The 23,879-nt window shown below is 59.2% G+C and carries 14 protein-coding genes; 11 read left to right on the top strand and 3 right to left on the bottom strand.

Going from position 1 to position 23,879, the window contains the following annotated elements:
• Nucleotides 1-51 precede the first annotated feature (51 nt).
• From PAB09_RS08795 to PAB09_RS08775, 5 genes are all read left to right on the top strand, one after another.
• Nucleotides 52-903, top strand: coding sequence for an SDR family oxidoreductase (locus PAB09_RS08795; protein WP_271033309.1), 852 nt, complete (start codon nucleotides 52-54; stop codon nucleotides 901-903).
• A gap of 534 nt (nucleotides 904-1,437) precedes the next feature.
• Nucleotides 1,438-5,754 (top strand): Cna B-type domain-containing protein, encoded by a 4,317-nt coding sequence (locus PAB09_RS08790; protein ID WP_271033308.1) that lies wholly within the window; start codon nucleotides 1,438-1,440, stop codon nucleotides 5,752-5,754.
• Nucleotides 5,755-7,019: 1,265 nt separating this feature from the next.
• A complete protein-coding gene (locus PAB09_RS08785; RefSeq protein ID WP_271033307.1) occupies nucleotides 7,020-7,148 on the top strand; it encodes a hypothetical protein in 129 nt (42 codons plus the stop codon).
• Nucleotides 7,149-7,987: 839 nt separating this feature from the next.
• Entirely contained in the window at nucleotides 7,988-9,430 is a 1,443-nt protein-coding gene (locus PAB09_RS08780) for an amino acid permease (RefSeq protein ID WP_271033306.1), read from the top strand.
• 42 nt (nucleotides 9,431-9,472) lie between these two features.
• On the top strand, nucleotides 9,473-10,903 hold the full coding sequence (locus tag PAB09_RS08775) for a DNA polymerase IV (RefSeq protein ID WP_271033305.1): 1,431 nt from the start codon (nucleotides 9,473-9,475) through the stop codon (nucleotides 10,901-10,903).
• Between the two features lie 51 nt (nucleotides 10,904-10,954).
• On the opposite strand, the gene PAB09_RS08770 is transcribed toward PAB09_RS08775, so the two are convergent.
• A complete protein-coding gene (locus PAB09_RS08770; protein ID WP_271033304.1) occupies nucleotides 10,955-11,896 on the bottom strand; it encodes an asparaginase in 942 nt (313 codons plus the stop codon).
• 652 nt (nucleotides 11,897-12,548) lie between these two features.
• On the opposite strand from PAB09_RS08770, the gene PAB09_RS08765 reads away from it, so the two are divergent.
• Nucleotides 12,549-13,187 (top strand): hypothetical protein, encoded by a 639-nt coding sequence (locus PAB09_RS08765; protein WP_271033303.1) that lies wholly within the window; start codon nucleotides 12,549-12,551, stop codon nucleotides 13,185-13,187.
• 235 nt (nucleotides 13,188-13,422) lie between these two features.
• On the opposite strand, the gene PAB09_RS08760 is transcribed toward PAB09_RS08765, so the two are convergent.
• Nucleotides 13,423-14,424: a DUF6263 family protein gene (locus PAB09_RS08760; protein WP_271033302.1), complete on the bottom strand. Its 1,002-nt coding sequence runs from the start codon at nucleotides 14,422-14,424 to the stop codon at nucleotides 13,423-13,425.
• 365 nt (nucleotides 14,425-14,789) lie between these two features.
• On the opposite strand from PAB09_RS08760, the gene lspA reads away from it, so the two are divergent.
• The 3 genes from lspA to PAB09_RS08745 are packed head-to-tail and all read left to right on the top strand — an operon-like array spanning nucleotide 14,790 to nucleotide 16,868.
• On the top strand, nucleotides 14,790-15,305 hold the full coding sequence (gene lspA, locus PAB09_RS08755; RefSeq protein WP_271033301.1) for a signal peptidase II: 516 nt from the start codon (nucleotides 14,790-14,792) through the stop codon (nucleotides 15,303-15,305).
• Entirely contained in the window at nucleotides 15,298-16,224 is a 927-nt protein-coding gene (locus tag PAB09_RS08750) for an RluA family pseudouridine synthase (protein ID WP_271033300.1), read from the top strand. The genes lspA and PAB09_RS08750 overlap by 8 nt, the downstream gene beginning before the upstream one ends.
• A gap of 38 nt (nucleotides 16,225-16,262) precedes the next feature.
• A complete protein-coding gene (locus PAB09_RS08745; protein ID WP_271033299.1) occupies nucleotides 16,263-16,868 on the top strand; it encodes a hypothetical protein in 606 nt (201 codons plus the stop codon).
• A 625-nt stretch (nucleotides 16,869-17,493) separates the two neighbouring features.
• On the opposite strand, the gene rarD is transcribed toward PAB09_RS08745, so the two are convergent.
• A complete protein-coding gene (gene rarD / locus PAB09_RS08740) occupies nucleotides 17,494-18,372 on the bottom strand; it encodes an EamA family transporter RarD (protein WP_271033298.1) in 879 nt (292 codons plus the stop codon).
• Between the two features lie 288 nt (nucleotides 18,373-18,660).
• Here rarD and dnaE point away from each other — a divergent pair, with 288 nt between their 5' ends.
• Together dnaE and ilvA are read left to right on the top strand one after the other, a co-directional pair.
• Entirely contained in the window at nucleotides 18,661-22,221 is a 3,561-nt protein-coding gene (dnaE, locus tag PAB09_RS08735; protein ID WP_271033297.1) for a DNA polymerase III subunit alpha, read from the top strand.
• Nucleotides 22,222-22,574: 353 nt separating this feature from the next.
• Nucleotides 22,575-23,879, top strand: coding sequence for a threonine ammonia-lyase IlvA (ilvA, locus tag PAB09_RS08730; protein WP_271033296.1), 1,305 nt, complete (start codon nucleotides 22,575-22,577; stop codon nucleotides 23,877-23,879).

Below are 23,879 nucleotides of genomic sequence, written 5' to 3'. Positions count from 1 at the left end.
AGCCGCCAAAGCAAATCAATCCTAAATCAAGCAAGAAACAGTGTGACAATAGTGAATCTCCTGAACAAAGTTCTGAAAATGCCGCACAAGGTGCCCGTTCGCGGATCGGTGGTCCTTATCACCGGCGCGGGCTCCGGAATCGGTCGGCTCATGGCGCTGGAGGCCGCGCGCCGGGGTGCCAAGGCGGTGCTCATCTGGGACCTGAATGAAGAGGCCGCCCAGATGGTGGCCAGCGAGGTTGCAGAACTGGGTGCCTCCGCGCGCGGCTACGGCGTGGACGTGACAAAGTCCGACCAAGTTGAAGCCAGCGCCGCCGCGGTGCTTGCGCAGTTCGGCCGGGTAGACATCCTCATCAACAACGCCGGCATCGTGACCGGAAAGGACTTCCTCGACCTCACCGATGAAGACATCACTCGGACTTTTGAGGTGAACACCATCGCGCACTACCGAGTGACCCGTCAGTTCCTGCCGCAGATGATTGAGCACGACCGTGGCTCGGTGGTCACCGTTGCCTCGGCGGCAGGGCTCATCGGCGTGGCCCGCCAGACCGACTACTCGGCATCGAAGTTCGCATCCGTAGGGTTCGCGGAGTCGCTGCGCTCGGAACTGCGCCACCGCGGATCGAGGGTTCACACGCTGGTCTTTTGTCCGTATTACATCTCCACCGGCCTGTTCGAAGGCGTAAAGACCCGCTTCCCCTTCCTACTCCCGATCCTTGAGCCCGAAGCGGCTGCGCTGAGCGTCATCGACGCCATTGAAAAGGGTACGCAGATGAAGGTCATGCCGGGCTTCGTCCGCCTTGCGCAGATCATGCGGCCCATGCCAGTCCCGATCATTGACGCAGTGTCCGACTTCTTTGGGATCAATTCCACGATGGACGACTTCACCGGCCGGAAGAAATAAGCACCTCGCGCTGAAAACGAGTAGGTGTTCTCACAACCTCCACCTTCTGAGTTGAAGGGTGGAGGTTTTTGATTTCCCGCCATCGCCCGTGGGACGGCTCGCATTGAGCCGAGTGTTCGGAAAAACTTTAATGTCCCGGCACACACAGGCTCGACGTTCAAAAAGGGGGTTATTTTCAATACAGCAAGGGGCAAATCTGAGTCACTCTAGCGGACACAACCACCCACTTTTCGATAAGGGCTGTAGGAGGGTGCATCAAAGGGCCCCTTGAGTGCCCCGGCTCTGTATCGACTCAAAATGCGTACTTAACGTGCCCTAACAACTATTCGGGGGTATGCATTCTATTTGTTGTGCTCGTGTCGCAATCATGAGATAATCGTCAAAACGAAAGTGGCAACCGTATGTATTTGTGTCAGGGTCGCACTTTTCCCCTCAGGATAGATATAAGGAATCATCATGAAAAGCAGAGGTTTTTCACGCTCCGACGGGAGCGGGTTTGCATCAAAACTAATACAGAGGCGATTCCTGTCTCTGTTGGCAGTACTTTCGCTGATCCTTGGCATGGCCGGAAACGTCGCCGTGGTAAAAGCGGCTGACGGGACTGTCGGTCAAGGAACCGCCGCTGTCGAAGCGGTTGCCAACGAAGGTGCTCCGACCACGGACGTAGAGTCACCGGATGTAACTAACGCCACGGATCTCACTCAGCTGGGGACGGTCGTGACCGACCCCGTCATAGGCGCGGGTGATCAGGTTGCGCAAGCCCGGGATGTGGGTGCAACCCTGATGCAGGCATTGGGGACCATCGGCGAAGGCACAGGTGGAACCGTCACGATTTACGGTCAGAAGATTTGGCAAAAGGCGGAAGGCGTGAACCTTCCGCCTTCGGTGACTTTTGACCTGATGCGCGGAACGGAAAAGGTTGGAGAGGCAACGGCTACTGAAGCCCTAGATTGGACCTTCTCTTTTAATATCACGGAACAGCCCATTGATGGTGACCCGTACACGGTTAAAGAGGCTACAGTTCCAGGGTTTACGAGTGTAGTGACTCAACAGCCTGACGTGACGTTCTTGCCACCGACGTCAACCGGCGGTTGGACTTCGTATGAGCCAGGCAATAGTACGGATATTCCCCTTGATCTTCTAGGCACCCAACAAGGTGTAGTTGTGATGAAGCAAGGAAATACCTGGGTTGTGTGGACGGAGGATGAACTTTCGCCTCAGGAGGCTGCGGTAATCGAAGAGGCGATGTATACGATTCCTAAGGGCGGATTCCATGGAAACGTCACTGCTTGGATCTACGGTCCAGGTACTTATCAAGGGTTCTCTGTTGAGGCAAACGGGGCCATTCACTTCGATGCTTCTAATAACTGGTCAATCGTCTTTGGCGGAGCCTATGATCGGGGCTCAGCCGAGACGCGCAAGGCCGTGGTGACGAACACACTGCAAAATACTGAGGTTAATGTCATGAAGTCCTGGGACGATAACGACAACCAGGATGGTAAGCGTCCGGAGTCGGTGACGATTCAGCTGCTTGCTAATGACGCGGTTGTTGAGGGTAAGACCGTTGAGTTGAACGATGCTAATTCGTGGACCGGCAAGTTCGAGAACCTTCCTGCTTATGGTGGTGGTTCCAAGATTGAGTACACGATTCAGGAGAAGCCGGTTGATGGTTACACGGCTGCTGTGACAGGTGATGTTCAGTCTGGTTTTACTGTGACGAATACTCACACGCCTGAGACGGTGAATGTGCCGGTGAGCAAGGTGTGGGACGATAACGACAACCAGGATGGTAAGCGTCCGGAGTCGGTGACGATTCAGCTGCTTGCTAATGACGCGGTTGTTGAGGGTAAGACCGTTGAGTTGAACGATGCTAATTCGTGGACCGGCAAGTTCGAGAACCTTCCTGCTTATGGTGGTGGTTCCAAGATTGAGTACACGATTCAGGAGAAGCCGGTTGATGGTTACACGGCTGCTGTGACAGGTGATGTTCAGTCTGGTTTTACTGTGACGAATACTCACACGCCTGAGACGGTGAATGTGCCGGTGAGCAAGGTGTGGGACGATAACGACAACCAGGATGGTAAGCGTCCGGAGTCGGTGACGATTCAGCTGCTTGCTAATGACGCGGTTGTTGAGGGTAAGACCGTTGAGTTGAACGATGCTAATTCGTGGACCGGCAAGTTCGAGAACCTTCCTGCTTATGGTGGTGGTTCCAAGATTGAGTACACGATTCAGGAGAAGCCGGTTGATGGTTACACGGCTGCTGTGACAGGTGATGTTCAGTCTGGTTTTACTGTGACGAATACTCACACGCCTGAGACGGTGAATGTGCCGGTGAGCAAGGTGTGGGACGATAACGACAACCAGGATGGTAAGCGTCCGGAGTCGGTGACGATTCAGCTGCTTGCTAATGACGCGGTTGTTGAGGGTAAGACCGTTGAGTTGAACGATGCTAATTCGTGGACCGGCAAGTTCGAGAACCTTCCTGCTTATGGTGGTGGTTCCAAGATTGAGTACACGATTCAGGAGAAGCCGGTTGATGGTTACACGGCTGCTGTGACAGGTGATGTTCAGTCTGGTTTTACTGTGACGAATACTCACACGCCTGAGACGGTGAATGTGCCGGTGAGCAAGGTGTGGGACGATAACGACAACCAGGATGGTAAGCGTCCGGAGTCGGTGACGATTCAGCTGCTTGCTAATGACGCGGTTGTTGAGGGTAAGACCGTTGAGTTGAACGATGCTAATTCGTGGACCGGCAAGTTCGAGAACCTTCCTGCTTATGGTGGTGGTTCCAAGATTGAGTACACGATTCAGGAGAAGCCGGTTGATGGTTACACGGCTGCTGTGACAGGTGATGTTCAGTCTGGTTTTACTGTGACGAATACTCACACGCCTGAGACGGTGAATGTGCCGGTGAGCAAGGTGTGGGACGATAACGACAACCAGGATGGTAAGCGTCCGGAGTCGGTGACGATTCAGCTGCTTGCTAATGACGCGGTTGTTGAGGGTAAGACCGTTGAGTTGAACGATGCTAATTCGTGGACCGGCAAGTTCGAGAACCTTCCTGCTTATGGTGGTGGTTCCAAGATTGAGTACACGATTCAGGAGAAGCCGGTTGATGGTTACACGGCTGCTGTGACAGGTGATGTTCAGTCTGGTTTTACTGTGACGAATACTCACACGCCTGAGACGGTGAATGTGCCGGTGAGCAAGGTGTGGGACGATAACGACAACCAGGATGGTAAGCGTCCGGAGTCGGTGACGATTCAGCTGCTTGCTAATGACGCGGTTGTTGAGGGTAAGACCGTTGAGTTGAACGATGCTAATTCGTGGACCGGCAAGTTCGAGAACCTTCCTGCTTATGGTGGTGGTTCCAAGATTGAGTACACGATTCAGGAGAAGCCGGTTGATGGTTACACGGCTGCTGTGACAGGTGATGTTCAGTCTGGTTTTACTGTGACGAATACTCACACGCCTGAGACGGTGAATGTGCCGGTGAGCAAGGTGTGGGACGATAACGACAACCAGGATGGTAAGCGTCCGGAGTCGGTGACGATTCAGCTGCTTGCTAATGACGCGGTTGTTGAGGGTAAGACCGTTGAGTTGAACGATGCTAATTCGTGGACCGGCAAGTTCGAGAACCTTCCTGCTTATGGTGGTGGTTCCAAGATTGAGTACACGATTCAGGAGAAGCCGGTTGATGGTTACACGGCTGCTGTGACAGGTGATGTTCAGTCTGGTTTTACTGTGACGAATACTCACACGCCTGAGACGGTGAATGTGCCGGTGAGCAAGGTGTGGGACGATAACGACAACCAGGATGGTAAGCGTCCGGAGTCGGTGACGATTCAGCTGCTTGCTAATGACGCGGTTGTTGAGGGTAAGACCGTTGAGTTGAACGATGCTAATTCGTGGACCGGCAAGTTCGAGAACCTTCCTGCTTATGGTGGTGGTTCCAAGATTGAGTACACGATTCAGGAGAAGCCGGTTGATGGTTACACGGCTGCTGTGACAGGTGATGTTCAGTCTGGTTTTACTGTGACGAATACTCACACGCCTGAGACGGTGAATGTGCCGGTGAGCAAGGTGTGGGACGATAACGACAACCAGGATGGTAAGCGTCCGGAGTCGGTGACGATTCAGCTGCTTGCTAATGACGCGGTTGTTGAGGGTAAGACCGTTGAGTTGAACGATGCTAATTCGTGGACCGGCAAGTTCGAGAACCTTCCTGCTTATGGTGGTGGTTCCAAGATTGAGTACACGATTCAGGAGAAGCCGGTTGATGGTTACACGGCTGCTGTGACAGGTGATGTTCAGTCTGGTTTTACTGTGACGAATACTCACACGCCTGAGACGGTGACTATTCCTGTGGTAAAGGTGTGGAAGGACACCGGCGCGGCCACGCGTCCGGAGTCGATCACGGTCAACCTCCTTGCTAATGGCGAGAAGGTCGTGTCGCTTGAGTTGAATGCTGCCGGAGATTGGAAGGGTAGCTTCAACGACCTGCCGGTGAACCGTGATGGTAAGCCGATTGCATACTCTCTGACTGAGGAAAAGGTTGCCGGTTACACCTCCGAGGTTTCCGGTAGCGTTGCGGATGGTTTCACCGTGACGAATACGGTTATTCCAGGTGTCGTTATACCTCCAGTCCTGGTGATCCCGCCGGCTGTAGTTACCCCGCCGGTTGTGGGTACGCCTCCGGCAGCGGCAACTCCAGCGCCTGCGAATACTCCAGCGCCTGTGAAGAAGCTGCTTGCGAAGACCGGTGCTTCCGTGATGGGGCTTGTAGCGCTCTCCGTCCTCTTCATTGTCGGTGGCGTGCTTGTGCTCCGTCGACGTAAGTCATAACGGGGCGAAGCCTACAACCAAAGTAGGTAAGTAAGAGACAAGGGGCTCTCGGTCAAAAGGCCGAGAGCCCCTTCTGCGTTGTGACAGTTCTTTGAAAGGGGAGAACCATGCAACGTGGTGGCCTGCCGTGGTCGCTCAGTCCCTACGAATCAGATGTCGTTGTGCTTCTCCACTCAGTTAGTGAAGTAGGGGTTTGTAGTAATACCGAATAGATCCGAGCCTTCATGAATTCTGATTCAAATCAAGCCTTCGTTCGAATTGCCATCCGTGCATTTCATTTGTCTTTCATCACGACGCGTCGATGGATCCTTCGGGAGTTTTTCGTAGGGCCTCGCTGCGAAGGGTCGTGGGTTGGACTGGGTTGTTACCCTGCGATGGAGTGGATCGTTGATCGCTACTAGGGGAAACCGGATTATTCCCAACTTTGATGCCGTTGTACGCCTTGTTGGTGCAGTTCTCGCAACAAGCACGTTGAGTGGATCTGGGAAGAACACTGTATGTCGTGTCCCAGCCTAGTTCCCGTTTTAGACACCACTGCCGGTGTCATTGACGATCAGTCCACCGATGGCAAGGAAGTTGTAGCTCGACTTTCTTCCGGCACCATCGTTAAGAGGGTTCTTGTGCTGAACCCGCACGAAGTCGTTTGGGGATCTCAGGCATTCGACTTCATCAGAGCGAGTCTTCTCACCATACTGGGTGAACCTAGGCGCAGGGTGCACGAATCCTTCGCTGGCTGTGGCCGTCAGATGCCTTGATCGTCGGATCGTGCTGGTAGGTGCGGTAGCGGGTTTCCACCGTTTTTCGTAGATGGGGTGGCACCGAGTGCCGGTGTGTTCCGAGCATCCTAGGAAAGGACGCGGGTGTTGCGGTTCCTCGGCACCTCGCTTGCTAGCTTCCTCGGGTCGGAGAGCCCCTCAGTCGGGCTACCGAGTTCGTATAAGGGGGGCCTCCTGCTTGTCAATCAGCTACCACGCCAAAGGTTCTGCTTGGGAGATTCATCCGCTGTTATTGGCACGTATTTGCAGATGTGACCTATCCTAAGCCCCCATGCTCTTGCTTCAGCTCAAGACGTTTCAAATCCTGTCCCAGGTATCGCAGCTACGGGAATCTGGTCTACTTACGGTCGATTGGGACAAGATCGGTTCGTACAGCCGGACTGAGGCTTATCGTGGAATGGCAGCGAACATGGCAGCTCATGGGATTGACTGCGCGGGCAACCCACCGATATGGGCATGGTGGGGCCACTCACCTTAGGTGATGCGTGCATGCTCTACGATCTGGACCACGATCTACCCCAAGGCTTTGCCATCATCACTTTTGATGCTTTTGCGGAATTGGTATTCCAAAGTGACTACGACAAGTGGAATGACGTGCTGTTCCCCTACGTGCCGTAGTCGCCGAATCCCTTGCCGCCAGTTCCCAGGCGGCAACTCCAAGCTACGCTCCCGTATCTTCATCTCGAGTGGGTTACGGACATTGCTCCACTTCCGAGAGCTAATTTTCATGAGCTGGATTGGGGCAGCGCACTCTAGACGCTGAGGGCTATTCGAGTCAGCCGGACTTGGCTGAGGCAACAGCGGTAGTCTCGATCCACTCGACTCAGAACTGGTCAATGGCGGTCGTCTGTCGATTCGTTTGCTAGCCAAGCAACGCGCGGGGACAACGGCGACGCCGCCAGGGCGTCGATAGGCGTGGGTACCTGTGGTGATCACGACTTTGTCTGCGAGGCACGGACCTACTTGATCGCCCAACCAATGGAGGTTTCAGGCGTTCTTGTTTGTAGGGGTAGGCTTCACCTCCAAAGCCACGACTTTCCGTCGTAACGTTCAAGAATCAGATCGACTTCTTGAGTTCCGCTTTGCATATGCAAATGAGAAGCTTTTGCCTCAGCAGCCTGCCCGGCTGCGCGCACGGTCAACGTGACCAACGATTCCAGAAGCTGCTCAAATAGCTCCCGTGAACCTGCGCCATGAGATAAAAGCATGCCCGGGTTTCGGCCCCCAAGGTCATGACCTCTGCTTTTGAATCCTAACCGCCAATTTATCGGCTAGTTAACCGCCAACTTATCGGGATGGAGCCCATAAACCGGCAGCATTGAATGGGTCCCAGCACTGATTCGTTCATGTGCCCAGCCGGGCTGGGGAGAAAGCCAGACTGGTCTCGGGTCACTCGCCATGAATAAAAGTGACCACGGATTTCAAACTGCTAGACCGAGCTGTCTAAGCTGGGCTTCATGAGCGAGACCCCAACCCTTCACACCCATGGCGCCCTCCACGAACGCGAGGTCGCCGGCTACCGCAAGGACCTAAAACACCGGCACATCCAGATGATCGCCCTGGGCGGTGCGCTCGGCACGGGCCTATTCCTTGGCGCGGGTGGGCGTCTGCACGCGGGTGGGCCGGGGCTCGCGATCGTCTACGCCGTGTGCGGGCTCATCGGCTACCTCATGCTGCGCTCGCTGGGTGAGATGGTGGTCCACCGCCCGACGTCGGGGTCGTTTACCTCGTATAGCCGGGAGTTCCTGGGGGAGAAGGCCGCCTTCTTCGCTGGGTGGATCTACTTCGTGGCGTGGGTGACCGTCGGCATCGCGGAGCTCACGGCCATCGCGGTGTATCTGCGCTTTTGGAGCGTGTTCCAGTCGGTTCCCCAGTGGGTGCTGGTGGCCGCGGCGCTGCTTGTCGTCGTGGGCGTCAACCTGTTCGGCGTGCGTTTGTTCGGCGAGGCGGAGTTCTGGTTTGCCTTCATCAAGGTCGCGGCGATCATTGTGTTCATGATCATCGCCCTCATCGTCATTGTCATGGGTGATCCGGTGCAGGGGCACACCCCGGGGTTTTCGACGCTCACCGAGGGCGGTGGCTGGTTCCCCAACGGGGTGCTGCCGCTCATCGTCATGACCCAGGGCGTGGTTTTCGCCTACGCGGGCATCGACATGATCGGCGTGACGGCGGGGGAGACCGCGAACCCGGAGCGGGAGATCCCCCGGGCCATCAACACCACCGTGTGGCGCATCGTGTTCTTCTACGTTGGCTCAGTGTTCCTGCTGGCGCTGGTGCTGCCCGCGGCCGCATATTCCGGCGACGAGAGCCCGTTTGTCACCTTCCTCAACGCTCTCGGCGTGCTGGGCGCGGCCGACATCATGAACCTCGTCGTGCTCACCGCTGCGCTCTCCTCGGTCAACGCGGGGCTGTACGCCACGGCGCGAATCCTCAAGCCGCTGGCCGTGGGCGGCTCCGCCCCGCGGTTCCTAGGGCGCATGTCGGCCCAGGGCGTGCCCACCGGCGGCATCTGGCTGACCACCGCCTGCTTCGTGCTGGGCGTCGTGCTCAACTACGTCGTGCCCGGCCACGCCTTCGAGATCGTCCTCAACCTGGGCGCCATCGCCATCTTATGCATGTGGGCGATGATTTCACTCTCCCACCTGGGCTACCTGCGTGCGGCGAAGCGCGGCACGGTGCACAGGCATAGTTACCGGGCGCCGGGCGGGGCAGCAGCCGACCTCGTGGTGCTCGCGTTCATGGCGGGGGTGCTGGTGCTCATGACCATGGACTACCCCAACGGCACGTTCACCACGATTACAGCCGTGTGCCTGTTCGTCCCGGCCTTCGTCCTCGGGTGGTTCGCCACCGCTCGCTCCCGCCAGCGGGCGGCACAGGAGCTTTCGGACGTGCAAGCGTAGCCGTCGACAAGCGAAAAGCGTGCATGCCTTAACCTTGAATGCATGCAGCGCTGGGTTCTTCACATCGACATGGACGCGTTCTTCGCGTCGTGTGAGCAGCTCACGCGGCCGACGCTGCGGGGACGGCCCGTCGTGGTTGGCGGGCTCGGCGGGCGCTCGGTTGTGGCTGGTGCATCCTATGAGGCTCGGGCGCTCGGCGCGCACTCGGCGATGCCCATGTACCAGGCAAAAACCCTCATCGGCTTCCGGGGCGTGGTGGTCCAGCCGCGCTTTGCGGTGTACCAGGCGGCCTCGCGCAGGGTGTTTTCCATCCTCCAGGAGTTCAGCCCCGTGGTGGAGAAGATCTCCGTCGACGAGGGTTTCCTCGAACCACCGGAGCTCGTGGGTGCGGGTGCGAAGGAGGTGACCGACTTCGCCAATCGCCTGCGCGGGCGCATCCTCGACGAAACCGGCTTGCCCAGCTCGGTGGGGGCGGGGTCGGGCAGGCAGTTCGCCAAGATCGGCTCGGGACTAGCCAAGCCCGACGGGACCTTCGTCATCCCCGCCGATAAGCACGAGCAGCTGCTGCACCCGCTGGGGGTGAACAAGCTGTGGGGCGTGGGTCCGGTGACGCACGCCAAGCTCAAGCAGCTGGGGGTGGAGACGATCGGCGATCTCGCCCGGCTCAGTGAGAAGGAGCTATCTATCTCTTTTGGAAGCGCCATCGGGCGCTCTTTGTGGCTCATCGCGCAGGGGATCGACACGAAACCGGTGGCACCCCGAGCGATCGCCAAGCAGATCAGCGCCGAGCACACCTACCCCGAGGACCTGCGCACCGTCGCCGAGGTGGACCAGGCGATCAGGCGCGCGGCAGAAGGCGCCATGAAGCGCTTGCTTCACGACGGCCGAGGGGCGCGGACCGTCACCCTCAAGCTGCGCATGGCCGACATGCACGCCGAGACCCGCTCGATGACGCTGCCGTACGCGACCAACGACGCGGAGACCCTTTGCGCCACCGCGCTCTCGCTGGCGCGCTACCCGGATGAGGTGGGCCCCATCCGGCTGGTCGGCGTGAGCTACTCCGGGCTCGACGATGCCCGCCAGGACGTGCTGTTCCCCGAGCTCGACCACCAGATCAGGCGCCCGGTCGCCGACACCGACTACGAATCCGGCGTGCGTTCCTCCATCGTGGAAGAACCCCAGCCGCACGAGGAGGCATCCGTCGAGGATAGCTCCGCTTTCTGGCAAACCCAGGACGTCTCCCATCCAGAGTTCGGGCACGGCTGGATCCAGGGGCTGGGACACGGGAAGGTGACCGTCCGGTTTGAGACCCGCACGACCAGGCCGCAGGACTCCCTCGTGCGCACGTTCGCCGCGGACGACCCGAAGATTAATCCCGCGGACCCGCTGGCGAGCCTTGACTGGGGGACCTCGGCCCTCGTCGACGCGGTCAAGGACAGGCGGGAAGAGGAGGATGCGGGTGAGGTGCCGTAGGCGTCGAGAAGCAAAAAGCGCCTCCGAGGAGGCGCAAGCGTGGGATAGACCCTAGAACAGCGTGGCCGGGTGCACGCCCGTGGCCACGGCGATGGCGAGCAAGACGCGGGCCTGACCGGCGCGGAAGTAGGTCGAGCCGATCGCGCCCTTGGCCGCCAGCGTGGCGCCTCCGCCCGCGCCGCCGTAGACGCCCGCGACCTCGCCGCGGGGAACGCGGGTGCTCATGACCACCGGGATTCCGGAGTCGAGCGCGCGACCGAGCGCGGCGCCGAGCTCGCTGCCCACGTTGCCCGCGCCCATGCCCTCGACGACGAGCCCCTGCGTGCCGGCCTCGATCGCCGCGTCGACGAAGGTTGCGGGAGCGCCGGGGTAGCCGGGAATGATATCGATGCGGGTGCCTGCCAGTGGCCGATACTTCACCGGGTCGGCGCGCAGCGGCTCCTCGGGGCCGTTGGTGGCAAAGGCGAGGTCATCGCTGGTGTGCCACTTGACGCAGCCGCGCGCCGGAATGACGGCATGACCGAAGACGACCAACACGCCGATACCGCGGGCGGAGGTGTCGGAGGCGATCATGACGGCCTCGAAAAGGTTGTTGGGACCGTCGGCCTCGGGGTGGCCGTGTGGCTTTTGTGCGCCGGTGAGCACGATGGGGCGATCGTCGACGTGGAAGGTGTCCAGCGCGACCGCGGTTTCCTCCATGGAATCGGTACCATGCGTGATTACCACCCCCACGACCTCTGGATCCTCCAAGGCGGCGAATGCGGCCTCCGCGATGCGGTCGATATCGGCAAAGGTCATGGAGGAAGAATCCAACAGGTCGATCTCGCGGACCTCAATGTCGAGTGCGCCCTCGAAACGCTCGGCGACCGGCGCGATCAGCTCCTGCCCGGAAACGGTGGGCACCAAAGCTCCGTTGGCATCAGCGGTACACGAGATGGTGCCGCCGGTGGTTAAAACAACAACTTTCTTACCGGTCTCAGAGGTGTGCGTCATGGGTAAAACAATGCCATACCGGCGCCAGCGCATGCCACAAGCTGCCCCTTTTTTCACCACCCGCAGCCGAACGTGGACATGCAGGTCGATAAGTTGCAGCGAGAGTGGCCGTGTCTCAAGGAATCCACAATTATAGGGGACTTTTGAAATGGGTGGGCCAGAAGAGGCTCTCACCTGGCGGCTGAACACAAGCGTCTGGCTGGCCTTTTGTTGCCGGACTTGCGTTGCAGTGCAGTGGATAGATAAGGGTTTCGAATCTAGGCGGTGAAGCAAGCCACATAAACAATAGGAGAAGAGGCACCCGAAGCCCAGTGTTATTGTGGCGCTCAGATTTGCGTGGGCATATCGACAATTCCACGGCTGTCAACGAGCGAACCCGGCCAGCGGCGCCAGGACTTAGGACATGAGCAAAACGCGTTGTAATTTCGGGGTGTTTGCCTCGGGCGAAGAAAGCAAACGCGATAACATGCGTGACAGGATTATGACCTATGGGACTGCGTGCTAGGTGATGTCACTGCCCGTTTCCGCGGCGAATTCTTGGCCGCAGCGAATGCTAAAGAAAGATATTCAACTTTCCTTTTGGCCTGTGGGCAGGTAAATTGCTTGGGGTTTACACGAAGGCCTGAAGCGCAAAATGATCAAGGAGAACCCTGTGAAGCTTTCAAAGATCGCCGTGGCCGGTATCGCTGCCACCGCCGTGTTGTCGATTTCGGCCTGCTCGAGCGACGAGGGCGCCAGCAGCTCCACGAGCGCTGCTGCTTCGTCCGCTTCCACATCGCAAGCCACCTCACAGGCGCTTGCGCCGACGCCTACCGTTGATGATCTCAACGCTATTCTGGCTATCGCAACCGATCCGAATGCCACCATCGAGCAGAAAATTAACACCGTCCAAGGTGGTCAAGCCGCCCCGGAGCTGTTTGATACCATGACGGCTTCCAAGATCGAATCCGGCGCGCAGTTCCAGGTAGTGCAGCCGATTCTTCCGGGGTACACCCCGGATTCGGTGCTGGCAACCGTGAACTTTATCCTCCCCGACAAAGAGCCGCAGCCGGCCGAAAACGTGGAATTCGTCTACGAGGACGGCACCTGGAAGCTCTCCCAGTCGTGGGCGTGCACCTTGGTCACCAACACCGTTGCCTCGGAGCAGGTTCCGGCCATGTGCAGTGACGGCACCCCTGCCGCGGATGCGGCCGCCGAACCCCCAGCAGCCGAGGTTCCGGCTGAGGTACCTGCGGAGGCTCCGGCGGAAGCACCCGCCGATGCCGCAGTGGAGCAGGCGCCGGCCCAGTAGGCTAAAACCTTTTCACATACACCAACCTCCCACACAGTTCTGCGTGCTTGGCATGCGGCGGTGTGGGAGGTGAGTTTTTTGTACCCCGGCGAAATTGGATCGCAAGCGTTAAGGCGAGTGTGACCAAGAGTGAGCCTGTAGGCGTCGTCAAGCACAATACAGCAGGACTGCATCCTACTTTTGACACCGCGCTATCCGATGAGAACTCGGCTTTAAGGTGTGGGGTGCGGCGTGCTTAGCTGGCCTCGCCGAAAGTAACGGCGGTGGTGGTGTCTTGGACCACCCGGGTCTGGGTCGTGTCCTCACCGTAGATTACGCGGGTTGTGAACGCGACTTGGCCTGATACCGGCAGCGGCTGGTTGAGATCGACCACGATCGCCCCTTGGGTCGTGGTGTTGGAATTAAGCACGTTGAGGGTGTGGGTCCCGTCGGAAAGCTCGGCGGAAATTGCGCCGAGGACGGGTCGCTGTGCAACATCGACGTTCAAGGAAACCTTGTCGCCGTCGATAGCGGTGACGGTGTAGGTAGTGGTCCGCAGCATCGTAGTATCGCTTGCGACTCTCACGTCCACCGTCCATGTCCCGCCGACACCCACCGGGTCGGTGGGGAAGACGACAGCCTGGGGTACCAGCGAGGTAAAGTAGCCTTCTACGAGCGCACGACCGGTGTCCGTGGCCTGCGTCGGGGCGGCATAATTGACCGAGGTTACCTGGCCGGAATCCTGGGCGAACCACCCCACGCGGAAACCTGAAGCAGAAGACACATCGTCTGCCTGGTCCAGATTGTCGATCTTTGGATCATTGACCGTAATAGAAACCGAGCGCGTCGCGCCCGTGGCGGAATCCGCTTGTGCCTTGACGCTTTCTACCTTCACCGGTGCTGTCAGTGTAGTTACCGTGCCGCCGGCCGGTGCTTGGACATCGACCTGATCGGCGGCCACGATCTGCTGGGTGAAACCATCCGCGAGCGCAAGCGTTATCTCCTGTGGGGAAGCATCCTCATCTGCGTTTTCTTCGCCGAGGTCCTTGTAGGAAAGAACCTGGGGGTTTGTCCCGGGGTCGACCACCACAACACGGGGTGCATCAACGGTTGCGCCCATGGCTTGTTCGACCTGGGTATCGGAGCTGGAGTCGGAGGAATCACTCGAACAGGCGACAAGACCTGTCGCGGCCAACGCGGTGGCGGCAGCCAGCGCGACGAGGCGAATCTTTGCGGGCTTAGTAGCGGCATCAGTCACCCTTCACACCCTACACAGCAACCCAGCGGCGCCCATGAATGACATTGCTGGATAGGCGGGGTGGAACAAGGGCACGCGGCGGCCCTACATATGCGGCTTGGGGCATACCGAGAACGAGCTGTTGCTGTTGTGCGAGATGGTTGGCTTCGGGCTAAGACCTGGGGGACATTCTGAGTAGGGAAAGAGTTATCCGCCAATGGCAAATAGGCGGGCGAGGCGGCTGTGAGAAAGGCTCATGCTTGCGCGTTTTGTTCTCTCAATTGGCCTAACTGTGAGTAATCATTTGGGTAATGGGCACAAATTTTGGGAAAATGGGCGATGTGAATCAACTCGATGGGAGAAAGTCAAGAAGTTTTGTAGGCATCATGGCGTTTATTGCCGTTTTTGTCGCTGCGCTTGATCAGGCGGTGAAGACGTGGATGCTGCATCTTCTTTCCGACGGACCCATCTTCCTCATCGGTGACTGGTTCCGTTTGCGGTTGCTGTTTAATTCTGGCGCGGCCTTTTCCATGGGGGAGGGCTCGACCTGGGTCTTTACCACCATCCAGCTCGCCTTTGTCATTGGCATTGCGGTGTATTCCCGCAAGGTGGCCGATGCCTGGTCGGCGGTGGGTCTTGCCTTGGTAGCAGGAGGTGCCGCCGGCAACCTCATCGATCGTCTGCTGAGGGAACCAGGTTTTTATTTCGGACACGTGGTTGACTTCATTTCAGTGGGCAACTTCGCCGTGTTTAATATCGCCGACGCCGCGATTTCCTGTGGCGTAGTGGTCTTCCTCATCGGTGTGTTTATCGACGAACGCCAGCGGGCGCAGTCGCAGCGGCGCAGCGCCGATTCAGCCCCAGCACAAACGCAGTCGGGTCAGGAGGGTGCGCATGCGTGAGAATAAGAACCTCATCGTCCCTGAAGGTTTGGAGGGCATGCGTGTCGACGCCGCCTTGTCCAAATTGTTCGGCATTTCCCGCACCGTTGCGGCCGAGCTGGCAACGGGCGGCGATGTGCTTGTCGACGGCCGTACGGTGGGCAAGTCCGATCGCCTTGTGGCCAACGCCTGGTTAGACGTGACCTTGCCCGCACCACAGGAGCCTCTGCTGCCCAAAGAAGAACCGGTCGAGGGCATGGAGATCCTCTACGCCGATGACGACGTCATCGCTGTCGATAAGCCAGTAGGTGTCGCCGCCCACCCGACTGTCGGCTGGGAGGGCCCGACCGTCATCGGGGGGCTTGCGGCAGCGGGCTTTAGGATTTCCACATCTGGACCGCCCGAGCGCAAAGGAATCGTGCAACGCCTCGACGTGGGCACCAGTGGCGTCATGGTGGTGGCCGCAAGCGAACGCGGTTATAGCGTGCTCAAGCGCGCCTTTAAGGAGCGCACGGTGACAAAGACCTACCATGCGCTCGTGCAAGGACACATGGACCCCCTGCAAGGCACCATTGAAGCACCCATCGGGCGACACCCCTCCTCCGGATGGAAGTTCGCGGTGACCAGCGAAGGCAAGCACGCCGTAACCCACTACGAGACCCTCGAGGCCTTCGCTGAGGCCTCCTTGCTGGAAGTCCACCTAGAAACTGGGCGTACCCACCAAATCCGCGTGCACATGTCGGCCGTACACCACCCGTGCTGTGGGGATCCCATGTACGGATCGGATCCGACGCTGTCCGAGCGCCTTGGGCTCATCCGTCAGTGGCTGCACGCGGTGTCCTTGGGCTTCCAGCATCCCGCCGATGGGCGGTGGATGGAGATCACCTCCCCGTATCCGGCCGACCTCCAGCATGCGCTCGACGTCTTGCGCGCGGAGTAACTCCCAGGAGATAGATCAACCGTGAAAGGCACACTCACGTGAGTAGACAGCTTCGGCTCGCCGATGGGGAAGCTCCCGAGAAGGCTACGTGGTTGCGGTCCTTGGACGGGGTCGATCGCGGACGCCTCGTTGTCGCCCTGCTTGCTATCGTGACCCTCATCGCTGCGGTTGCCTACCTAGGCACTAAAGATTTTGTGTCCAAGCCGATGAATATCAATGGCGATAGCCTCGGCATGGAAGCAGGCGAGGCGTTGTCCGCTTACACGGCGCGTGCCGATGAGACCCTTCAGCAGGCAGAAGGCACCCGGTGGGCATTGGTGACCTTCAGCGCACCCCTATCCCTAGACGAGGTGGGCACGGTCATCGATGCTGATGGATTCACCGCCACCCGCGTCAGTGCTGCGGTGCCGGTGGGGTTCACGCCTTATCCGCTACCCGAACCAGTAGGAAGTGCGACCCGCGCACAGGTACTCGCCCAGCAGGCCGAAAACAATCAGGTAAACGCTGCTGTGGCTGGCGTCGTGGTGTATTCCGATAGTCGTGACTTGCGTGCCATTGCTGAGATCGAAGGGGTACTCAGCGTCGAGGTGGCGCCTGCGGGCGCTGCGTGGGGGCGGCTGGGCATCCGGCCCGTCGTTGCGTGAGAAATGCAAATAGCAGGAGCGACCCCTTTGTATTGGAGCTACAGGCAGTGACTGGCCAGTGTGTATGAAGGCCAAAAGAGACACGGAAATGTAGACGAATCCCAGACATGAATCGCCAACTGGAAGGGCGCATTTACGAAATGGTTGCCTTTGCAGATTGCGCACTACGATTCAGGTGACTTGTCGTCGGTAGCTCCTGGCCACAGCGGAAGACGGCCATGCCTTACTTAGTTTCAGATGGTCGTCGTGGGCTGGCAGATCTGACTTATATGGAAGTCTTTTCCGCCAACATGCGCACCTCTGACATCTTGAAGAAGGGGCCTTCGTCACAATGACACGATTCTAGTTTTCCGCACCAGTGGTTCCGGCCATAACGCGAAGGGGACACAGTCGACATTCCAACAATGAGAACCAGCTATGTCCACCGGAAGATGGTCTCGGACCGGTACCGTCCGGTTACGGCGATGCTTTCCCTCCCGTCACCGGCATTTCGCCAGGCTGGTGTTGATGGCCAACACCGACGCGGATCCGGAAGACATCTATTGCTTAGACTTGCAATGGTGGTAGCCCAAGCGGAGGTATCCGCTCCAGAGACACCGTTGTGCACGCGCTGGGGAGCGGTGCGTTATTCGGGATCGACGTCGATGCGGCGACGGGTGGACCAAGTGTGTTTGAGCATGTCGTAAAGGTAGACGACAACCGAAATCCAGATGATGATGAAGCCGATCCACCGGATCGGCTCGAGGTGTTCATCTTTCACAAACACGGCCCACAACATCTGGATGGTTGGAGTCATGTACTGGAGCATGCCGATGGTTGACAGTGGGATGAGCTTTGTGGCCATGCCGAAAAACAGCAGCGGGACTGCTGTTACCAAGCCGGCGGAGATAAGCAGCGCCGCGTGCCCCGGGCCCTCCGAGGTAAACGTGCCGGTGCCTTGGACCTCTAGGTAGATGATGTAACCCAAGGCCACGGGAAGCAAAACGAGGGTCTCGCCTGCCAGCGAGGCCGTGGCTGGCAGGTCGAGTCCCTTTTTCACCAGTCCGTACAGGCCAAAAGAAAAAGCCAAACCCAGTCCCATAATGGGCGGGTGCCCACCAACGATGGTCAAGACGAGAACCGCGATGGTCGCGATGATGACCGAGGCGGTCTGCAACTTACGCAGCCGTTCGTGCAGGAATACCACGCCGAGCATCACGCTGACTAAGGGATTGATGAAATAGCCTAGGGCGGCGTCGGCCACGTGTCCCGAGTTGACCGCGATGACGTAGATTAGCCAGTTGGCTGCGATGAGAACCGATGCCACCGTGACCCGCGCCCACGTTTTCGCATTAGCCCGACGCAGGTGGCCCCACTGCTTGGTGACAGTCATGACAATCGCCATAAATACGCCCGTCCACACGAGGCGGTGGGCGATGATCTCCACCGGTGCTGTCGGTATGAGGAGCGGGAAATAAGCGGGGAAGAGTCCCCATAGGAGATAGGCCAAGATTCCGTACGTCACCGAAACATGATAACGCCTGAAAATGGTTGGCAAGCATTACCTATCTCGATTCAGTGCAAAACCGGTGGTCGCGGGAAAATGGTAGAAACCTGTGTGCCTCAGGTTGTGAATAAATATGCACTGCGCAGGTCATCGTCGGAAAGCGAAAACCTCACGCGCTGAAAACGTTGATGTGGGCACCCGCCGCTTCGTAAGTGACAACGGTGGGCAATAGTGGAAAATGTGGGTGAGCTGGCAGGACGCCATGGCCAACGGTGTGAGTTTGACGCTTCCTCTATGATCTTGGGCATGGCAAAAAAATCCTCCTTCGTACACCTACACAACCACACGGAGTACTCCATGCTCGATGGCATGGCGAAGGTGGATATGCTCGCCGAAGAGGTCTCTCGGCAAGGGATGCCGGCCGTGGGCATGACCGACCATGGCAACATGTTCGGGTCTGACGCTTTTTACCGCGCGATGAAGAAAGCGGGGGTCAAGCCGATTATCGGCATCGAGGCTTACCTCGCGCCGGATTCCCGCTTCAACAAGCAGCGCGTGCGCTGGGGTGAGCCGCACCAGAAGGCCGATGACGTCTCGGCCTCCGGCGCCTACCTGCACCAGACGATGCTGGCTGAGACCGCCGAGGGCCTGCACAACCTGTTCAAACTCTCCTCGCTGGCCTCCTACGAGGGGCAGTTGGGCAAGTGGCCGCGCATGGATGCGGAGCTGATCGCCGAGCACGCCACCGGCATCATCGCCACCACCGGCTGTCCCTCGGGTGACGTGCAAACCAGGCTGCGCCTAGGCCAATTCGACCAGGCGCTGGAGGCGGCCGCCATGTGGCAAGACATCTACGGCAAGGACAATTACTTCCTCGAACTGATGGACCACGGCCTCGAGATCGAAAACCGCGTGCGCACCGAGCTGCTCGAGATCGGACGCAAGCTCAACCTTCCTCCTCTAGTGACCAACGACTGCCACTACGTCCTGGAATCCCAGGCGCAGGCACACGAGGCCATGCTGTGCGTGCAGACCGGCAAGACGCTCTCGGACCCGGACCGATTCAAGTTCGATGGCTCCGGCTACTACATCAAGTCCGCCGAGCAGATGCGCGAGATCTGGGACCACCTCGTGCCCGACGCGTGTGACAACACCCTGTGGATCGCCGAACGCGTGCAGGACTACGACACCCTGTGGGAAGAACACCCGCACGACCGCATGCCGATCGCCGACGTGCCGGAAGGCCACACCCCGACCACGTGGCTGCGCGAAGAGGTCATGCGCGGGCTCCAGGACCGCTTCCCGGGCAAGGAGGTGCCGCAGGACTATATCGAGCGCGCGGAATATGAGATTAGCGTCATCGACATGAAGGGTTATCCTTCCTACTTCCTCATCGTCGCCGAGCTCATCAAGCACGCCCGCAGCATTGGTATCCGTGTGGGGCCGGGCCGTGGCTCGGCCGCGGGCGCACTTGTGGCGTACGCGTTGACGATTACCAATATCGACCCCATCGAGCATGGTCTGCTGTTCGAGCGATTCTTGAATCCCGAGCGTCCGTCCGCGCCGGATATCGATATCGACTTCGACGATCGCCGCCGCTCCGAGATGATCCGCTACGCCTCCGAGCGCTGGGGCGAGGACAAGATCGCCCAGGTGATCACCTTCGGTACGGTGAAGACTAAGCAGGCCATCAAGGACTCCGCCCGCGTGCAGTATGGCCAACCCGGATACCAGATCGCCGACCGCATCACGAAGGCACTGCCACCGGCGATCATGGCCAAGGACATCCCGCTTTCTGGCATCATGGACCCCGAGCATCCGCGCTATGGCGAGGCCGGTGAGGTGCGCAGCCTCATCGAAACCGACCCGGATGTCAAGAAGATCTACGACACCGCCCGCGGCCTCGAAGGCGTGGTGCGTCAGGCGGGCGTGCACGCCTGTGCCGTGATCATGGCCTCCGTGCCGCTCATGGACCACATCCCCATGTGGAAGCGCGCCAACGACGGCGCCCTGATCACCGGCTGGCCTTACCCTGCGTGCGAGGCCATTGGCCTACTGAAGATGGACTTCCTGGGGCTGCGAAACCTCACCGTCATCGGTGATGCGCTGGAAAACATCAAAATTAACCGCGGGGAAGAAGTCCACCTGGAGGCCCTGGCGACCACCGACCCCAAGGTTTACGAGCTGCTGTCGCGGGGCGATACCCTGGGCATCTTCCAGCTCGACTCCGGTGGCATGCAGGAGCTGCTCAAGCGCATGCAGCCCACTGGCTTCAACGACATCGTGGCCTCGCTCGCGCTGTACCGCCCAGGTCCGATGGGTGTGAACGCCCACTGGGATTACGCGGATCGCAAAAACGGCCGCAAACCGATCGAGCCGATTCACCCGGAGCTGGAGGAGCCGCTGAAGCAGATCCTGGATGAAACCTACGGTTTGATCGTCTACCAGGAGCAGATCATGGAGATCTCGCGCAAGGTAGCCAACTACACCGCCGGTGAGGCAGACGGCTTCCGAAAGGCGATGGGTAAGAAGAAGCCGGAGGTGCTCGCCGCCCAATACGAGAAGTTCTGGGCGGGCATGCAATCCAACGGCTTTAGCAAGGACGCCATGGACGCGCTGTGGGGCACCATCGAGCCTTTCGCGTCCTACGCATTCAACAAGTCCCACGCGGCAGGCTACGGCCTGGTGTCTTATTGGACCGCCTACCTCAAGGCTAACTACACCGCCGAGTACATGGCAGCCCTTCTGACCTCGGTGGCTGACCGCAAGGACAAGTCCGCTATCTACCTTTCCGACTGCCGCCACCTGGGCATCTCCGTGTTGTCCCCGGATGTCAACGAGTCGGCCTTGAACTTCCTCCCGGTTGGCCAGGACATCCGCTTCGGCCTAGGCGCAGTGCGCAACGTCGGCGAGGACGTGGTCGCCTCCATTGTCAAGGCGCGCGAGGAAAAGGGCCTGTTCAAGGACTTCTCGGACTATCTCGACAAGATCGACACGGTGGCCTGCAATAAGCGCGTGACCGAGTCGCTGATCAAGGCTGGGGCCTTTGATTCGCTCGGGCATCCGCGTAAGGGCCTGATGATGATTCACGAGGATGCGGTGGACTCGGTCATCTCCACGAAAAAGGCCGCCGACAAGGGACAGTTTGACCTCTTCGCCGGCCTCGGTGGCGACGATGCTGGCGTGGACAATGTGTTCGCCGTGACCGTGCCCGAGGATAATTGGGACCGCAAGCATCAGCTGGCCCTCGAGCGGGAGATGCTCGGCCTCTACGTCTCCGGACACCCGCTCGATGGTTTCGAGGAGGCCCTCGACGCCCAGACCGACACGGAGCTGACCTCCATTCTGGCTGGTGATCTGAAGAATGGAACCGAGGTCCAGATCGGTGGTATCATTTCCGGCGTGGATCGCCGCTTCTCCAAAAAGGATGGCTCCCCCTGGGCGATCGTGACCATCGAAGACCACCACGGAGCCTCCGTGGACCTGCTCGTATTTAACAAGGTCTACGCGATCGTCGGCTCCCAGATTGTCGAGGACAATATCATCCTTGCCAAGGCCCACGTTTCCATCCGCGACGATCGCATGTCACTGTTCTGCGACGATCTCAAGATCCCCGACCTAGGGCCCGGCAACGGCTCCGGACTGCCTCTGCGCCTGACTCTGCGCACCGAGCAGTGCACGATGAACAACATCGCCAAGCTTAAGCAGGTCCTCGTGGCCAATTCCGGCGAGTCGGACGTCTACCTCAACCTCGTCAACGGCGACGAGTCCACCGTCATGATCTTAGGCGAGCACCTGCGGGTCAACCGCTCGGCATCGCTGATGGGCGATCTCAAGGCGACGATGGGGCCGGGCATTCTCGGCTAGGTCCGTGCCCAAGAGCCGTAGGCGTCGGCAAGCATGAATGCACTGCTTGCTTTACGACGCCTACGGCCTAACAATCGACAGGGATATGCGCGCGGCTTTGGGTCTATGCGTTCGTCCACTGCCGCCAAGCCTCGCGAATAAGGTGCTAATCGTCTTGGCAGAAGAATCAGGCTTTCAAGCCAATCCTCCAGTGGTTTGTCGAGCCCCTAGCTGCGGTATTTGCACCGCGCGTAGTAACGCCTAAGGCCGGGAAGGAGGTGTCGAAACCGCAGGGCGTCGGCAAGCGCATGCCACATGCTCAAACCCGCCCCCAAGGGCACGCGAAAGGGAGTAAGTGACTAAGATTTCCTTCCATGAGTACTGAAAGCAATGCATCGTCAGAGAAGTCACAAGCAGGCACCATCCATGCCTCTGACATTCAGGTCGCTCAGGCCCGAATTTCTGCGTACATTGCTCCGACTCCGCTCCAGTATTGCCCGCGCCTATCCGAGGTCACAGGTGCGGAGGTATACCTCAAGCGCGAGGATCTGCAGTCGGTGCGCTCCTATAAGATCCGCGGCGCGGTCAACGCCATCTCCCAGCTTTCCGACGATCAGCGCGCCGCAGGTATCGTCGCCGCCTCAGCCGGCAATCACGCCCAGGGCGTGGCATTTGCCTGCCGCTCGATGGGCATTAAGGGGCGTATCTACGTACCCTCGGCGACCCCGAAGCAAAAGCGCGACCGCATCAAGGTCCACGGCGGGCAGTGGGTCGAGCTCGTGGTCACCGGCGCGAACTTCGATGAGGCGGCCACAGCCGCCCGCGAGTATGCGGCAAGCACCGGCGCGACGATGATCGAGCCCTTCGACAACCGCGACACCATCATCGGCCAGGGCACCGTGGCCGCTGAGATCCTCACCCAGCTGACCAGCCTAGGCAAGTCGCTCGACACCATCGTCATCCCGGTCGGTGGCGGCGGGTTGTTGTCGGGCAACCTCTGCTACTTCGCCGACATGTCCCCACGCACCGCCGTTGTCGGTGTGGAGCCACTGGGAGCACCGTCGATGAAGGCTGCGCTGGAGGCTAACGAGCCGGTCACCCTTTCGTCGGTCGACTCCTTCGTCGACGGCGCGGCTGTCAAGCGCATCGGCGATCTCAACTTCGAGATCATCGAGGCCAACAAGGGTCGACTGCACGCCATGACGGTCAGCGAGGGTGCCGTGTGCACCGAGATGCTCGACCTTTATCAAAACGAGGGCATTATCGCTGAACCTGCTGGAGCCTTGTCGGTCGCGGGGCTCAAGGAGCTCAAGCTCAGCCCCGGCTCTGTGGTCGTGTGTATCATCTCCGGCGGCAACAACGATGTGCTGCGCTACGCGGAGATCATGGAGCGCTCCCTGGTCCACCGAGGACTCAAGCACTACTTCCTGGTCAACTTCCCGCAGGAGCCTGGCCAGCTGCGCACCTTCCTCAACGAGATCTTGGGCCCCGACGACGACGTCACCTTGTTCGAGTATCTCAAGCGCAACAACCGCGAGACCGGCACGGCCTTGGTGGGCCTGCAGCTGGGCAACGCCAAGGACCTGCCGGGACTGCTGGAGCGCATGGACGCCTCCCGCATCGAGTGCCGCCGCCTCGAGCCAGATTCGGTCGAATACAGCTACCTGGTGCGCAACTAA

The sequence above is a fragment of the Corynebacterium sp. SCR221107 genome, assembly GCF_027886475.1.
GTDB lineage: Bacteria > Actinomycetota > Actinomycetes > Mycobacteriales > Mycobacteriaceae > Corynebacterium.
Note: the sequence above shows the minus strand (reverse complement) of the source record. Positions and strands in the feature narration are given on the sequence as shown.

What these genes read in the sequence shown, in the direction of transcription:
- PAB09_RS08785 (WP_271033307.1), top strand. Translation starts at nt 7,020, where the DNA reads ATGCTCTACGATCTGGACCACGATCTACCCCAAGGCTTTGCCATCATC.
- PAB09_RS08780 (WP_271033306.1), top strand. Translation starts at nt 7,988, where the DNA reads ATGAGCGAGACCCCAACCCTTCACACCCATGGCGCCCTCCACGAACGC.
- PAB09_RS08775 (WP_271033305.1), top strand. Translation starts at nt 9,473, where the DNA reads ATGCAGCGCTGGGTTCTTCACATCGACATGGACGCGTTCTTCGCGTCG.
- PAB09_RS08770 (WP_271033304.1), bottom strand. Translation starts at nt 11,896, where the DNA reads ATGACGCACACCTCTGAGACCGGTAAGAAAGTTGTTGTTTTAACCACC.
- lspA (WP_271033301.1), top strand. Translation starts at nt 14,790, where the DNA reads ATGGCGTTTATTGCCGTTTTTGTCGCTGCGCTTGATCAGGCGGTGAAG.
- PAB09_RS08750 (WP_271033300.1), top strand. Translation starts at nt 15,298, where the DNA reads ATGCGTGAGAATAAGAACCTCATCGTCCCTGAAGGTTTGGAGGGCATG.
- dnaE (WP_271033297.1), top strand. Translation starts at nt 18,661, where the DNA reads ATGGCAAAAAAATCCTCCTTCGTACACCTACACAACCACACGGAGTAC.
- ilvA (WP_271033296.1), top strand. Translation starts at nt 22,575, where the DNA reads ATGAGTACTGAAAGCAATGCATCGTCAGAGAAGTCACAAGCAGGCACC.